The following is a 14,573-nucleotide window of genomic DNA, read 5'->3' on the forward strand; positions in this document are numbered from 1 at the left end:
GGTGGTGTCAGGCGCCCGGGGCACAGGCCGGGTGCTGCTTTGTACACAGGCACAAAGTGCGGGCAGGCGACAGTTAATGATGGGGTTGCGACTTGGGTTACCGCGTCGCAAGGTCGCGGCGGGCGCGGGTTTCTCCGACTTTTGGCGTCTTGTGTGGGCGCAGCCTGCTGTGTATCTTGATCAGCCTTTGGCCGTTTGTGCGGCCACGACCCGTTTTTTAAGATTGGCCCAAAGAGGCGAATCCCGTTGTTTTCTATATAAAAAATTGAGGAGCACATCGATGCGCGTCATTCTGCTGGGAGCTCCCGGGGCCGGTAAAGGTACTCAGGCTAAGTTCATCACCGAGAAATTCGGCATTCCGCAAATCTCCACCGGCGACATGCTGCGTGCTGCGGTCAAGGCCGGCACTCCGCTGGGCGTTCAAGCCAAGAGCATCATGGATGCCGGCGGCTTGGTGTCGGATGACCTGATCATCGCGCTGGTGCAGGATCGCATCGCTCAACCGGATTGCGCCAACGGCTTTCTGTTCGACGGTTTCCCGCGCACCATTCCACAGGCCGAAGCGCTGGTAACTGCCGGTGTCGAGCTGGACGCCGTGGTTGAAATCGCGGTTGAAGACGAAGAAATCGTTCAGCGTATCGCCGGTCGTCGCGTTCACGAGGCCAGCGGCCGCGTTTACCACATCGTCTACAACCCGCCGAAAATCGCTGGCAAAGACGACATCACTGGCGAAGAGCTGGTGCAGCGCAAGGACGACACCGAAGAAACCGTGCGTCATCGCCTGTCGGTCTACCATTCGCAGACCAAGCCGCTGGTGGAGTTCTATCAGAGCCTGTCCGCCAAAAACGCTGGCAAGCCAAAGTACAGCCACATTCCGGGCGTTGGTTCGGTTGAAGCGATCACCGCCAAGGTGCTTGAAGCGCTGAGCTGAAAAAGCTGATTGGCTGCATCATCCACGGCCCGCTTGCGGGCCGTAGTTGTTTATACTGACGCACTTTTTCCCTCACCTGTTTTGGATACATCGATGAGCACCTTGCTGGCCCTGGACACCGCGACCGAAGCTTGCTCCGTTGCCTTGCTGCATGACGGCAAGGTCACGAGTCATTACGAGGTGATCCCGCGTCTGCACGCGCAGAAACTGCTGCCGATGATCCAGCAACTGCTGGCCGACGCCGGCACCACGCTGCAAGCGGTAGACGCCATCGCGTTCGGTCGCGGGCCGGGTGCGTTTACCGGGGTGCGGATTGCCATCGGCGTGGTGCAGGGGCTGGCGTTCGCGCTGGATCGTCCGGTGTTGCCGGTGTCGAACCTCGCCGTACTGGCGCAACGTGCGTATCGCGAACACGGCGTGAGCCAGGTCGCGGCGGCCATCGATGCGCGGATGGATGAAGTGTATTGGGGCTGCTACGGCGAGACGGCCGGTGAGATGCGTCTGGTTGGTGTCGAAGCGGTGCTGCCGCCGGAAGTCGCGGCGCTGCCGGCCGATGCCAGCGGCGAATGGTTCGGTGCCGGTACCGGTTGGGGTTACGGTGAGCGGATCGCGGTCAAACCGAGCGGTTCCGATGCCGGCATGCTGCCTCACGCCGAAGACCTGCTGACCCTGGCGCGGTTTGCCTGGGAACGCGGCGAGTCGATCCCGGCAGACGATGCACAACCGGTTTACCTGCGCGACAAAGTCGCCACCCCCAAGGCTCGCTGATTCACCACAAAACCTGTGGGAGCGGGCTTGCTCGCGAAGAGGCCATGTCAGTCTCTATCCAGGTGCCTGACACACCGCTTTCGCGAGCAAGCCCGCTCCCACAGGTTCGGTGTTCACTTAAAGTCACTGCCAATCGTCAGTTTCCAACTCCCCGTTTTAAACCTTTTGCGCTTTATGTGTTCTAGTTATCACTCGGCAGTTTGCTAAGTCGGTCAGGTGCCGCTAAATTGCCATCATTGATACCGAGCATGAAATTATGCGTATAGACGGCCTTTCCTCTCAGTCCTACCCGATCAAGCGCAAGCCTCGCAAAGGCAATGTGGCGCTGGATGAGTCCGTCGACGATATCGACGGCGAGCTGGAATTCCCGACTGAAGAGCAACTGGCCGCCCGCGCTGCCAAAGCCTCCGCACAACGCCTGGCCAATCTGCCTGCCCGTCAGCAAGACATGATTTATCACCGCGCCATGAGCAAAAGCGTAGCGATGGCCCTCGCCAGCTACCTGAGCACTGCCGGTTTTGTTGATTGGGATGCGGATGTGCTGGGCCTCGACCTGTACATCTGATGGATCTGCCTTACTACCTCGGTTGTCCGTCCTGGAGCGAAAACGCCTGGCGCGATTATCTGTACCCCGAAGACGCCAAGACCTCCGACTTCCTCGCTCTCTACTCCCAAGTGTTCAACGCCGTCGAAGGCAACACGACCTTCTACGCCAGCCCCTCGCCGGCCACCGTGCAGCGTTGGGCCGAGACCATGCCCGAACACTTTCGCTTCACCGCCAAGTTTCCCGGCGACATCAGCCACAGCGGTGATCTGCGTGATCAACTGACTGCCGCTGAAACTTTCGTAAACCTGCTCAGCCCGCTCGGTGAGCGCGTCTCGCCGCTGTGGCTGCAACTGTCGAAAAGCTTCACCCCGCATCGATTGCCGGAGCTGACCGCGTTCATCGACGCGCTGGATCGGCCACTGGCGGTGGAAGTGCGTCACGAACAGTTCTTCGCCAAGGGCGAGAGCGAACGCCTGCTCAATCGCCTGCTGCTCGACCGTGGCGTGGAGCGCATCTGCCTCGATCCACGGGCGCTGTTCAGTTGCCTGTCGACCGAGTCTTCGGTGATCCACGCGCAATCGAAAAAGCCGCGGGTGCCAACCCGTCCGGCGGCGTTCACCCAATTTCCGCAGGTGCGCTTCATCGGCCACCCGGAGCTGGAAGCCAACGATCCGTTTTTGGTGCCGTGGGTGGCGAAAATCGCCGAGTGGATCGAAGAGGGCCGCACGCCGTACATCTTTCTGCACACCGCCGACAACGTCATGGCGGCGAAGCTGGCGCAACGTTTTCACGCACAATTGATGCAACGTTTGCCTGGCCTGCCATCCCTGCCTGAGCTATACAGAGAACCCGCCGCCGAGCAACTTGGTCTGCTCTGAGGCGGTTTTTCATGCCTGCCCAGGAGCCTGCCGATGGACGCCCACGCCCTTCAAGAACAAACCCGAAAAGCCCAGGCCTTCAAGGCCCTGCATGAAGGTGCGGGGATTTTTGTGATTCCCAACCCGTGGGATGCCGGTTCGGCGAAGATGCTCGCCAGTCTGGGCTATCAGGCGTTGGCGACCACCAGCGCCGGTTACGCGTTTTCCCAGGGCAAGGCTGACGGCGCCCTGAGTCTCGATGACACTTTGGCCAACGTCCGGGCGATTGTCGCGGCCACGGATTTGCCGGTAGCGGTGGATCTGGAAAACGGTTTCGCCGATGACCCCGCCGAATGCGCGAAAAGCCTGTTGCGTGCCGCCGAGGCCGGCGCGGTGGGTGGTTCGATCGAGGACGCCACGGGCCGTGCCGACGCGCCGATCTATTGCTTTGAACACGCCGTCGCACGTATCGAAGCCGCCGTCGCTGCGGTGCACACGCTGCCATTTCCCTTCACCCTGACTGCCCGCGCGGAAAACTATCTGCACGGCAATCCCGATCTCAACGACACCATCCGGCGCCTGCAAGCCTTTGCCGAGGCGGGCGCCGACGTGTTGTATGCGCCGGGTTTGCGCAGCGCCGAAGAGGTGCTGGCGGTGGTGCGCGCGGTGGCACCAAAACCGGTCAATGTGCTGATGTCCGGCGGTTTGAAACTGACCGTGCAGGCGCTGGAAGAAATGGGTGTGCGGCGAATCAGTACCGGCTCGGCATTGGCGCTGGCGGCATTTGGCGAGTTCTTCCGCGCGGCTGAAGAGATCCAGCAGCGCGGGACGTTCGGCTTTACGTCGCAGTCGATGCCGTACGCCAAGGCCAATCAGTTTTTCAAAGGCTGAGCATGAGTCGCTGGATCGCGCTGTCGTTACTGCTGATCATCGCGGGTGCCGTGGTCGGCGTCTGGCGCGGCTGGCTCGACGTGCCGGCCGAGTGGAACCCGTGGGCGCCGCTGGACGTGAAGGCTGCGCCGAACTGGCTGACCGGTTTCAAGCTGATGCGCCTGCGCGGCAATCCCGAATTATGCGCACAAGTCCTGAGCAACTCGGGTCTGCGCGTCACCGCGCAAGCCGACAGCCCTGACGCCAAGTGCCCGCTGATCGGCACCGTGCGCGTGCAGGGCGGTGAGGTGGCGCTGAGCAGCAGCTTCCTCGCCAGTTGCCCGCTGGCGGTGGCTTACGCGATGTTTGAACGGCATAGCCTGCAACCCGCCGCGCAGTCTGTTTACGGGCAGAGGGTGGCGCGGCTTGATCACCTCGGCAGCTTTGCCTGTCGCAATGTCTATAACCGCGAGAGCGGGGCGCTCAGTCGGCATGCCAGTGCCGATGCGCTGGATATCAGCGGTTTTCGGCTGGCCGACGGGCGCAGCATCAGCGTGCTCAGGGACTGGCCGAAGCAAAATCAGGACGCGCAGTTTCTACGTCAGGTGCGCGATGGCGCCTGTGAGGCGTTCAGTGTGGTGTTGAGTCCGGATTACAACGCCGCCCACCGCAATCACTTTCATGTCGATGTCGGGCGCTGGAGCGTGTGTCGCTGAGGGATCAGGCGGCGAGGCGCAGGTTCTGCAAGACGATCGGGCGCGCCCAGCCGTTATCGAAGTCCAGCGCCTTCTGCTGCTCGACGATTTCTTCCGGCGGGAACGGCGGATAAGGTTTTTGCAGCAGGTCGAGGTCGAATTCGGCAATCGGCAGGTACAGCGGCTTCTTCTGCGGCGCCGGGCCAGGCTCTGGCACCGGCTGACCATTGTTGATCACGATCGGACGTACCCAGCTGCTGTCGAAATCCTGCTGCTCTTGCTGAGCCTTGAGTTCTTCTGGCGGGAACGGTGGGAACGGCTTGTCCAGCAGATCGGTTTCGAACTCGGCGATCGGCAGGAACAGCGGCTCCGGCGGACGCACTTCGGTGTCGACCACGTCGCACTGACGCTGCTCGACGATGTGCGCGTGCAGCTCGCTGCCCAGGGTCGGTTCTTCCGGGCTGTTGAGGTCAACCGGTGGAAAGGTGCCACAGGCCGGCACCACATCACTCGTTTGTTCGGCCATCGCCTGGGCAAAGAAATCCTGCCACAGGTGACTGACGCCGCCCAATGCTTGAGTGTTATGACGGCTGAAGTCGCCCTTGGGCGAAATGTAGCCAATCGATGTGGGAAGAATGCCTGACATTTTTTTCGGTTGACGCTCAGCTCTGGCAAAATGCGCGTTGATTGGTTTATCGGCCACTTTTTGCCGATCCTTAACTTTTTTGAGCGTGTTTTCATGATTGAGCAACCCGCGGCCTGCCGCATCCATGTCCAGGCCCTCGGCCCGACGTTTGAAGCGCAAGCCGAGCAGTGGGCCGAGCGTCTGGGCCTGCCGCTGCAGGTGGACGACGGCGAGTTCGCCTTGCAGGTCGGCGAGCAGGGTTTGCAGCTGCAACAGCTCGGCCCGGATGCGCCGGGGCCGGTGCGGGTGGACTTTGTCGAGGGGGGCGCGGCGCATCGGCGTCTGTACGGCGGCGGCAGCGGGCAGATGATCGCCAAGGCAGTTGGCATCGCCCAAGGTGTGCGCCCACGGGTGCTGGACGCCACGGCGGGGCTGGGCAAGGACGCGTTCGTGCTGGCCAGTCTGGGCTGCGAGATGAGCCTGATCGAGCGCCAGCCGTTGATCGGCGCGTTGCTGGAGGATGGTCTGGTGCGGGCGGCGGAAGATTTCGACGTGGCGCCGATTGTCGCGCGGATGAAGCTGCTCAAGGGCAATTCGATCGAGGTCATGCGCAACTGGGAGGGCGAGCCACCGCAGGTGATCTACCTAGACCCGATGTTCCCGCACCGCGAGAAGACCGCGCTGGTGAAGAAGGAAATGCGCCTGTTCCGGCCGCTGGTCGGGGATGATCCGGATGCGCCGGCACTGCTCGAAGCGGCGCTGGCCCTGGCGACACACCGGGTGGTGGTCAAGCGCCCGCGCAAGGCGCCGTGTATTGAAGGGCCGAAACCGAGTCATGCGCTGGATGGCAAATCCAGTCGGTATGACATCTACCCGAAGAAAGCGCTCAAGGCCTGAGACCGAGTCGCCCCCTTCGCGAGCAAGCCCGCTCCCACATTGGAATGCATTTCAAATGTGGGAGCGGGCTTGCTCGCGAAGAGGGCAGCCGCCACACCGCAAAATCAGGGCCGATACGCCCGCATGAACAACCCCACCACTTCCTGCACATGACTCTCTGAAGCTTCTTCGCTCAGCGGCTCACCGCAGCAATACAACAAGCGAAAATTCCCCGCGCCCTTGATCAGGCAGAAGAAATGCTCGGCCGCATTACGCGGCTGATCGATGCGCAGCGCGCCGGTTTCGTCGATGCGTTTCAGCAGCCGCTCCATGCCTTGCACCATGCGCTCGGGGCCGGCCTCGAAGAAGATCTGCGACAGCTTCGGATCCTGCGTGCCCAGCGCCATCATCAAGCGGTGCAGATTCACCGACTCGTCGCTGTTGATCAGCTGATGAAAGCCTCGGGCAATGTTCAGCAACACATTTTCCACGGGGATTCCGGCGGGCAATTCGAAGAACAGCGGCGGAAGTTGCTCCTCGCATTTGGCCATCACGGCGGAGGAGAACAGCGTCTCCTTGTCGTTGAAGTGGCTGTAAACCGTCAGTTTCGACACGCCAGCCTCGGCGGCGACCGCGTCCATGCTGGTGTTGGCGTAGCCGTGACTCAGAAACAGGGTTTTCGCCGCGTCGAGGATCGCCCGACGCTTGGCCGGATCCTTCGGACGGCCCGGGCCGTTTGGAGCTGCAAGATTGTTCGACATTCTTCGCTTTTAATACTGGACTGGTGAGTTTGCTATTAATACCATACCGGCCAGTATAAATATTCCAAGCACCATTAGCGAAAGGTCCGTCACCATGTTCCGCCATGCGTTGTCGTTTGCCGTGCCAGTCAGCCTGGCTGTTTTATTGTCCGCATGCGGTCAGGAAGAGGCGACGCAAGTCAGCGTTCGACCGGCCATGGTGGTGCAGCCAGAGCCTTCTGCGCAGGCGATGGAAAGTTATCCGGGCGAGGTTCGCGCCCGTTACGAACCGGATCTGGCGTTCCGCATTGGCGGTAAAGTCAGCCGACGACTGGTCGAAGAAGGCCAGCGCGTCAAGGCCGATCAGCCCCTGGCCGAGCTCGATCCGCAGGACGTGCGCCTGCAACTCGAAGCCACCCGCGCACAGGTCGCCGCCGCCGAAGCCAACCTGAATCTGGTGCGCGCCGAGCGTGACCGTTACAAGACGCTGATGGAGCGGCAGATGGTCAGCCGTTCCGCCTATGACAACGCGGAAAACCTCTACCGCTCCGGCGAAGCGCGCCTCAAGCAGATCAAGGCCGAATTCAACGTTTCGACCAACCAGGCCAGTTACGCCGTACTGCGCGCGCCGCAGGACGGCGTGGTGGCCAAGCGTTCGGTGGAAGTCGGACAAGTGGTTGCCGCCGGGCAAACCGTGTTCACCCTCGCCACCGATGGCGAGCGCGAAGTGTCGATCAGCCTGCCGGAGCAGAGCTTCGGGCGGTTCAAGGTCGGCCAGCCAGTGACCGTTGAACTGTGGACCCAGCAGAACCAGCGCTTCGCCGGGCAGATTCGTGAGCTGTCGCCGGCAGCCGATCCGAAATCCCGTACCTTCGCTGCGCGCATCTCGTTCACCAGCGGCAAAGTCCCAGCGGAGCTCGGCCAGAGCGCCCGGGTGTTTGTGCAATCGGCCGATGCCGTGCCGCTGTCGGTGCCGCTCTCGGCGCTGACCGCAGAAAATGGCGCAACCTACGTCTGGGTCGTCAACGCCAACAACACCTTGAAAAAGACTCCAGTGCGTATCGGCCCGTTTGGCGAGAAAAGCGTGCCGGTGCTCGAAGGCCTGAATGCCAGCGACTGGGTAGTCGCCGCCGGTGTTCACGTATTGCTCGAAGGCCAGCAGGTGCGTCCAGTGGATCGCTCCAACCGTGTGGTCAATCTGGCGGACAAGGAGTAAGTCCCGATGCGCTTCAACCTTTCCGAATGGGCGCTGCGTAATCGCCAGATCGTACTGTTTCTGATGCTTTTGCTGGCCATCGTCGGCGCCTTGTCCTACACCAAACTCGGCCAGAGCGAAGACCCGCCGTTCACCTTCAAGGCTATGGTCATCCAGACCCGTTGGCCGGGGGCGACCGCGCAGGAAGTCTCGCGTCAGGTCACCGAACGCATCGAAAAGAAACTCATGGAAACCGGCGAGTACGAGCGCATCGTGTCGTTCTCCCGCCCGGGCGAGTCGCAGGTCACCTTCATTGCCCGCGACTCGATGCACTCCAAGGAAATTCCCGACCTGTGGTATCAGGTGCGCAAGAAGGTCAGCGACATTCGCCAGACCTTGCCGCCGGGGATTCAGGGGCCATTTTTCAACGATGAATTCGGTACTACCTTCGGCAATATCTACGCGCTGACCGGCGACGGTTTCGACTACGCGGTGCTCAAGGATTACGCCGACCGCATCCAGATCCAGCTGCAACGGGTCAAAGATGTCGGCAAGGTCGATCTGCTCGGTTTGCAGGACGAGAAGATCTGGGTCGAGCTGTCCAACGTCAAACTCGCCACCCTTGGCTTGCCACTGGCGGCGGTGCAGCAGGCACTGGAAGAGCAGAACGCTGTGTCCACCGCCGGCTTCTTCGAGACCGGCAGCGAGCGTGTGCAATTGCGGGTTTCAGGGAATTTCCAGACGGTCGAGGAGATCAAGAACTTCCCGATCCGCGTCGGTGATCGGACGTTCCGCATCTCCGATGTCGCCGATGTGCATCGTGGTTTCAACGATCCACCGGCGCCGCGCATGCGTTTTATGGGTGAGGACGCCATCGGACTAGCGGTGGCGATGAAGGACGGCGGCGATATTCTGGTGCTGGGCAAAGCGCTGGAAGGCGAGTTCTCGCGTTTGCAGAAAAACCTCCCGGCCGGCATGCAACTGCGCAAGGTGTCCGACCAACCGGCGGCGGTGAAAACCGGGGTCGGCGAGTTCGTCCAGGTGCTGGTCGAGGCGCTGGCGATCGTGTTGCTGGTGAGCTTCTTCTCCCTCGGCGTGCGCACCGGCATGGTCGTTGCGCTGACCATTCCGCTGGTGCTGGCGATGACCTTCGCCTGCATGTATTACCTCGGGATCGGCCTGCACAAGATCTCCCTCGGCGCGCTGGTGCTGGCGCTGGGCTTGCTGGTGGACGACGCGATCATCGCCGTGGAAATGATGGCGATCAAAATGGAGCAGGGCTTCGACCGCATCAAGGCTGCGAGCTACGCCTGGACCAGCACCGCGTTCCCGATGCTTACCGGTACGCTGATCACCGCCGCAGGTTTTCTGCCGATTGCCACCGCGCAGTCCGGCACCGGCGAATACACCCGTTCGATCTTTCAGGTGGTGACCATCGCGTTGCTCGCCTCATGGGTGGCGGCAGTGATGTTTGTGCCGTATCTGGGGGAAAAACTCCTGCCGGATCTGGCAAAAATTCATGCGGCCAAACACGGTACGACCGACGGCCAGGCCGACCCTTATGGCACGCCGTTCTATCAACGGGTGCGACGTCTGGTGGAGTGGTGCGTGGCGCATCGAAAAACCGTGATTGTGCTGACCGTAGGTCTGTTCATCGCGTCGGTGATGCTGTTCCGTTTCGTGCCGCAGCAGTTCTTCCCGGCCTCCAATCGACTCGAACTGATGGTCGATCTGAAGTTGGCTGAAGGCGCGTCGCTGGCCAACACCACGGCCGAGGTCAAACGCCTGGAAGCGCTGCTCAAGGATCACGCCGGTATCGATAACTATGTGGCGTATGTCGGCACCGGCTCGCCGCGTTTTTACCTGCCGCTGGATCAACAACTGCCGGCAGCGAGCTTCGCCCAGTTTGTGGTATTGGCGAAAAACATCGAGGAGCGCGAGACTCTGCGCACCTGGTTGATCGAGACCCTTAACGAGCAATTCCCGGCCATGCGCTCGCGGGTCACGCGTCTGGAAAACGGCCCGCCGGTTGGCTATCCGGTGCAGTTCCGCGTCACCGGTGAACACATCGAGGAAGTCCGTGCGCTGGCGCGCAAAGTGGCGGCCAAGGTGCGCGAGAACCCGCACGTGGTCAATGTGCATCTGGATTGGGAAGAGCCGAGCAAAGTGGTGTACCTGAACATTGATCAGGATCGTGCGCGGGCGCTCGGTGTGAGCACGGCCAATCTGGCGAAATTCCTCCAGAGTTCACTGACGGGTTCGAGTGTCAGCCAGTATCGCGAGGACAACGAGTTGATCGAGATTCTGCTGCGCGGCACGGTGCATGAGCGTACCGAGTTGTCGTTGCTGCCGAGTCTGGCGGTGCCGACCGATAACGGTCGCAGTGTGGCGTTGTCGCAGATTGCCACGCTGGAATACGGGTTTGAGGAAGGGGTCATCTGGCACCGTAATCGTCTGCCAACCGTGACTGTGCGGGCGGACATTTATGGCAAGGAGCAACCGGCAACCCTGGTCAGGCAGATCGAGCCGACGCTGGATCCGATCCGTGCTGAATTGCCTGACGGGTATCTGCTGGATGTTGGCGGGACGGTGGAGGATTCGGAGCGTGGGCAGAAGTCGGTGAATGCCGGGGTGCCGATGTTCATTGTGGTGGTGCTGACGTTGCTGATGGTGCAACTGCGCAGTTTTTCGCGTACGGCGATGGTGTTTCTGACGGCGCCGCTGGGGTTGATCGGGGTGGTGTTGTTTCTGATGGTGTTCCGCCAGCCGTTCGGGTTTGTGGCGATGCTGGGGACGATTGCGCTGTCGGGGATGATCATGCGCAACTCGGTGATTCTGGTGGATCAGATCGAGCAGGATATTGCCTCTGGTCTCAAGCCTTGGCAGGCGATTATCGAGGCGACGGTGCGGCGGTTTCGGCCTATTGTCTTGACGGCTTTGGCGGCGGTTTTGGCGATGATTCCTTTGTCGCGCAGTGTGTTTTTCGGGCCGATGGCGGTGGCGATCATGGGGGGGTTGATTGTGGCTACGGCTTTGACGCTTTTGTTTTTGCCTGCTTTGTATGCGGCCTGGTTCCGAGTGCGTCGTGACGCTTGATGGTTTTGGACGTGGCGGCCTTTGGGCCGACCATGTTCTGGGTGTTCTTTGTGAATATCCGTTTCTTCGGGTGCTGCCGCTGGCGGTTTCGCTCTTACAGCGAGTCACTTTTGCAGACGCCCAAAAGTAACCAAAACGCTGGGCCCCGGCGTACGGCCCTCGCCTAGGCTCGGGTTCCTTCGTTGCGGGGTTCATCCGGGCGCATCGCCTCCGGTTTGCTTCGCTGCACCTCCTCTCGATGCATTTGGCTTCGCCAAACGGTCGCTGCGCTCCCACCCCCGGATAAACCCCTCCACTCAGCCTGCCGAAGGGGCCGGCACCGCAAGATCAAGAGCTGCAGCCGAGCTTGCGCTCATCCTGTTGAGTGGTGAAAAGCATGCGGTCGGCTTTTGCTTTTCTGTAGGAGTGAGCCTGCTCGCGGTGGCGGCCTGACAGCCGACCTGCCTGCACCCAATCCCACTGTAGGAGTGAGCCTGCTCGCGATGGCGGCCTAGTAGCCGACCAATCTGCAACTACCCACACCCAATCCAAAGGTGGGAGCGGGCTTGCTCGCGAAGGCGGCCTGACAGTCGACCAATCTCCAACTCCCTGCACCCAATCCCACTGTAGGAGTGAGCCTGCTCGCGATGGCGGCCTAGTAGCCGACCAATCTCCAACTGCCCACACCCAATCCAAATGTGGGAGCGGGCTTGCTCGCGAAGAGGCCCGTCCAGCCAGCCAACTTCTCTGGTCTGTTTAAAAATGTTCCAGATAACCAGAACCTTCCCACAAGGTTTTCAGGTTGCCCGTCGGAAGCGCGATCTCTAGCCTGAGTCTGTCGCTGCCAATTCAGCGACCGGGTCTGCAAGCCCGCCGATAGTTTGTTAGGTACTGATCAGCGCCCCTATAATCGTGGCGCTTTTTAGCGGCCATCGTTTTATGGTGGCTGTGTGCGGGATACCTTTGGGTATGCCGAGGGCCTAACAACTCGGTCTTGCAGACCCGTGCACAGCTGCCACCCATCATCTGCAAGTGATGGTGTGTAGCTCCACTTGAATAGTTAGGAGTTCCACCATGTTCAAACACACCCCCAATCCCCCAGAATCCGCACCCGAAACCACCCCCGAACGGCCAACCGACCCCGTCTCGCCCTACGCTTTCCTCGATTCGCGCAAGCTCCACGACGCAGCCCTGCGTGCGCTCGATCACTACCTCCTGCCCCAGCCTGAAAAACAGCCCAAGCCCGTGACTCAGCCGAGCACAATCTTCACTGTCCTCCCCGAAGTCGATTCCGAAACCCTGCTGGCCCATGCCTGTGAAACGCTGGCCTCGGCCAATGTCATGGCCAGTGAGCTGGCGTTTACCCTGAGCGGTCCGACGTGCAGTCAGCTTCTCGGTATTCAGCAGATGATTTCGCTCGCTGAGCTCTCGGTAAACCGCGTCCTCGATCAGGTCGATCCGCAAGGCTGACCCACAATAAAAAGCCCGCTGACCTTCACCGGTTCAGCGGGCTTTTGCGTGCAACGGCAAAAATTACAAGGTGCCGAACACCTTTTTCGCCAGACCCGTCGCTGCAGCAGCCGGATTCTTGCGAATGGTTTCTTCCTGTTTGCCGATCATTTCGAACAGGCCATTGAGCGCTTGTTCAGTGACGTAGTTTTCGACGTTGGCGCTCTTCGCATCCACTACGCCCAGGGTCGCGGCCTGGCCGGCGAAGGCGTTGTACTTTTGTGCTACGCCGACTTTGTCGGTGGCTTGTTTGACGATGGGCAGGAACTTGGCGCGGATCTGTTCGCGGCTGGTCTTGTCCAGGTATTGGGTGGCCGAGTCAGTGCCGCCGCTGAGGATGCCCTTGGCGTCGGCCACGGTCATTTTCTTCACGGCGTCGACGAGGATCGGTTGGGCCTGGGTCACGGCGCTTTCTGCGGCCTTGTTCATCGCGGTTTCGAGTTCGTCGACCTGGGCGCCCATGCCGAAGGCTTTCATCTTGCCGGCGACTTTGCCGAGTTTGCCCGGCAGTTCGATTTTCACATCCGGGTTGTTGTTGAAGCCGCCCGGGGTGCCGAGTTGTTTGACGGCAATTTGCGCGCCTTGGGTCAGGGCGTCCTTGAGGCCGCCGGCGGCGTCTTGTTGCGAGAGGTCGCTGAGCGACAGTGCCAGAGCGCTGGCAGAGATCATCAGGCCCGCGCACAGGCCGGCAAAGCGAAGGGTAGGGCGGAGCATGGCAGCTTCCTTGAAAGACAATTAGCGAATGGCGTCGACGCGGATTTTCAGCGGCTGCGGATCATTGCCGTCCAGTTGCACGGCGTGGTTTTCGGTGGTGATGAACATCAGCTCGCCGTTGACTTCGATGCGCGCGCTGACCGAGTAGCGGTGGCCGGGTTTGACCTGGGCCGGATCGTAACTCAAGTGGAACGGCAGCGGCACCTGGCCTTTGACCGGGCCTTTCTGTTCGTCGAGGACCACCGCCGGGGCGTCGGCCAGCGACACGTCCTGCAGGCTCACGCTCAAAGTCGCGCTCGGTGGCAGGGCGATACGTTGCAGGTAGAACACTTCGCCATCGAGGCCGACTTTGCCGGCGGGGGTATTCGACTGGCAGGCGCTCAACAGGGTGGCTGCGGCGAGAAGGGTGAGTTTTTTCATCGGGGCCTCTGAGACTTTTGCGCCGGAAGAATCCCGGCGCCGAAGGAAATCTAGCGGATTTTGACGCCAGCGTCAGTGAACAAACGTAAGGGTTTTTCCAGCCACTGCATCAATTTCTGAAACGACAGCGCGCTGGTACTGGGCACCGCGGGAACTAGCTCTACTTGTTCAGGCGAGATCACAAGACGTTGATGGTAGCGGTTTTCAATACCCGTCAGTGCATAGCGTTTACCGGGTATAACGCTGTCAGGATCATATTTCAGATAAAACCCGGAGACTGACTGTTCGTCCTGTTTGACACTTACCAGCTCAACATCGGGAGACTCTGCTTCATGCAGACTGATGGTGACCGCTTCTTCTGGCGCAACAATCTCGGCTTCTTGAGCCTCGACATATAGAAACCCGATCGGGCTCAGGTGCAGGGTTTGGCGATGGGGAGTGTTGTTGACAGTAACGAAGTAGTCCTGCTCGATCAGCAAGGGTATTTGGTCATGAAGGATCTGCACATTGACTTGATATCTGACGCCTACATCGCCGTAGTGATGAGGGAAGTCGAATTTCCAGCCGGCGTCGAAGATCGCAGCACGGTGCCAGTCCTTGATATTAATAGGCGATTGGGAATTGAATACTTTGACGCTGACAATGGTTTCATTGACACCATCGGCAGGCGCATGGAATTCGGGCGGTAGGCGGAAGTCCAGGATTACTGCGCAAGTTTCTTCGTTTAACAGGCTCATCTCGATATCCGTAT

Annotated in this window: 15 protein-coding genes; 10 read left to right on the forward strand and 5 right to left on the reverse strand. The window is 60.6% G+C overall.

The window, feature by feature from the left end:
• Nucleotides 1-280 precede the first annotated feature (280 nt).
• The 6 genes from adk (at nucleotide 281) to AC1RBR_RS05655 (ending at nucleotide 4,689) form a co-directional block, all read left to right on the forward strand.
• A complete protein-coding gene (gene adk / locus AC1RBR_RS05630; protein ID WP_102900560.1) occupies nucleotides 281-931 on the forward strand; it encodes an adenylate kinase in 651 nt (216 codons plus the stop codon).
• A 93-nt stretch (nucleotides 932-1,024) separates the two neighbouring features.
• Nucleotides 1,025-1,699, forward strand: coding sequence for a tRNA (adenosine(37)-N6)-threonylcarbamoyltransferase complex dimerization subunit type 1 TsaB (gene tsaB, locus AC1RBR_RS05635; protein WP_492563376.1), 675 nt, complete (start codon nucleotides 1,025-1,027; stop codon nucleotides 1,697-1,699).
• 256 nt (nucleotides 1,700-1,955) lie between these two features.
• Nucleotides 1,956-2,264: a hypothetical protein gene (locus AC1RBR_RS05640; protein ID WP_003222071.1), complete on the forward strand. Its 309-nt coding sequence runs from the start codon at nucleotides 1,956-1,958 to the stop codon at nucleotides 2,262-2,264.
• A complete protein-coding gene (locus AC1RBR_RS05645) occupies nucleotides 2,264-3,124 on the forward strand; it encodes a DUF72 domain-containing protein (protein WP_115986522.1) in 861 nt (286 codons plus the stop codon). Before AC1RBR_RS05640 ends, AC1RBR_RS05645 begins: the two co-directional genes overlap by 1 nt.
• A gap of 33 nt (nucleotides 3,125-3,157) precedes the next feature.
• The gene (locus tag AC1RBR_RS05650; RefSeq protein WP_492563378.1) at nucleotides 3,158-3,994 is read left to right on the forward strand and encodes an isocitrate lyase/PEP mutase family protein; all 837 of its coding nucleotides are present in this window, start codon (nucleotides 3,158-3,160) and stop codon (nucleotides 3,992-3,994) included.
• Nucleotides 3,995-3,996: 2 nt separating this feature from the next.
• Nucleotides 3,997-4,689 carry an extensin-like domain-containing protein gene (locus AC1RBR_RS05655; RefSeq protein ID WP_492563379.1) on the forward strand — a complete coding sequence of 231 codons (693 nt, stop codon included), beginning with the start codon at nucleotides 3,997-3,999 and terminating at the stop codon, nucleotides 4,687-4,689.
• Nucleotides 4,690-4,693: 4 nt separating this feature from the next.
• On the opposite strand, the gene AC1RBR_RS05660 is transcribed toward AC1RBR_RS05655, so the two are convergent.
• Nucleotides 4,694-5,314 (reverse strand): hypothetical protein, encoded by a 621-nt coding sequence (locus AC1RBR_RS05660; RefSeq protein ID WP_045122152.1) that lies wholly within the window; start codon nucleotides 5,312-5,314, stop codon nucleotides 4,694-4,696.
• Nucleotides 5,315-5,407: 93 nt separating this feature from the next.
• On the opposite strand from AC1RBR_RS05660, the gene AC1RBR_RS05665 reads away from it, so the two are divergent.
• Nucleotides 5,408-6,190, forward strand: coding sequence for a class I SAM-dependent methyltransferase (locus tag AC1RBR_RS05665; RefSeq protein WP_492563381.1), 783 nt, complete (start codon nucleotides 5,408-5,410; stop codon nucleotides 6,188-6,190).
• Nucleotides 6,191-6,294: 104 nt separating this feature from the next.
• Here the strand turns inward: AC1RBR_RS05665 and AC1RBR_RS05670 are convergent, their stop codons facing one another.
• On the reverse strand, nucleotides 6,295-6,930 hold the full coding sequence (locus AC1RBR_RS05670) for a TetR/AcrR family transcriptional regulator (protein ID WP_223008220.1): 636 nt from the start codon (nucleotides 6,928-6,930) through the stop codon (nucleotides 6,295-6,297).
• Between the two features lie 94 nt (nucleotides 6,931-7,024).
• Here AC1RBR_RS05670 and AC1RBR_RS05675 point away from each other — a divergent pair, with 94 nt between their 5' ends.
• The 3 genes from AC1RBR_RS05675 to AC1RBR_RS05685 all read left to right on the forward strand — a co-directional run bounded on the left by AC1RBR_RS05675 (nucleotide 7,025) and on the right by AC1RBR_RS05685 (nucleotide 12,649).
• On the forward strand, nucleotides 7,025-8,125 hold the full coding sequence (locus tag AC1RBR_RS05675) for an efflux RND transporter periplasmic adaptor subunit (RefSeq protein WP_027611010.1): 1,101 nt from the start codon (nucleotides 7,025-7,027) through the stop codon (nucleotides 8,123-8,125).
• A 6-nt stretch (nucleotides 8,126-8,131) separates the two neighbouring features.
• A complete protein-coding gene (locus AC1RBR_RS05680; RefSeq protein WP_492563383.1) occupies nucleotides 8,132-11,200 on the forward strand; it encodes an efflux RND transporter permease subunit in 3,069 nt (1,022 codons plus the stop codon).
• A gap of 1,053 nt (nucleotides 11,201-12,253) precedes the next feature.
• A complete protein-coding gene (locus AC1RBR_RS05685; protein WP_027611012.1) occupies nucleotides 12,254-12,649 on the forward strand; it encodes a DUF6124 family protein in 396 nt (131 codons plus the stop codon).
• Nucleotides 12,650-12,712: 63 nt separating this feature from the next.
• Here the strand turns inward: AC1RBR_RS05685 and AC1RBR_RS05690 are convergent, their stop codons facing one another.
• The 3 genes from AC1RBR_RS05690 to AC1RBR_RS05700 are packed head-to-tail and all read right to left on the reverse strand — an operon-like array spanning nucleotide 12,713 to nucleotide 14,559.
• Nucleotides 12,713-13,402 (reverse strand): DUF4197 domain-containing protein, encoded by a 690-nt coding sequence (locus tag AC1RBR_RS05690; RefSeq protein ID WP_492563385.1) that lies wholly within the window; start codon nucleotides 13,400-13,402, stop codon nucleotides 12,713-12,715.
• Nucleotides 13,403-13,423: 21 nt separating this feature from the next.
• On the reverse strand, nucleotides 13,424-13,822 hold the full coding sequence (locus tag AC1RBR_RS05695; protein ID WP_095138337.1) for a YbaY family lipoprotein: 399 nt from the start codon (nucleotides 13,820-13,822) through the stop codon (nucleotides 13,424-13,426).
• Between the two features lie 50 nt (nucleotides 13,823-13,872).
• Nucleotides 13,873-14,559, reverse strand: coding sequence for a hypothetical protein (locus AC1RBR_RS05700; RefSeq protein ID WP_492563387.1), 687 nt, complete (start codon nucleotides 14,557-14,559; stop codon nucleotides 13,873-13,875).
• Nucleotides 14,560-14,573: the final 14 nt, after the last annotated feature.

The sequence above is a fragment of the Pseudomonas sp. GW823-FHT01D03 genome (assembly GCF_058798255.1).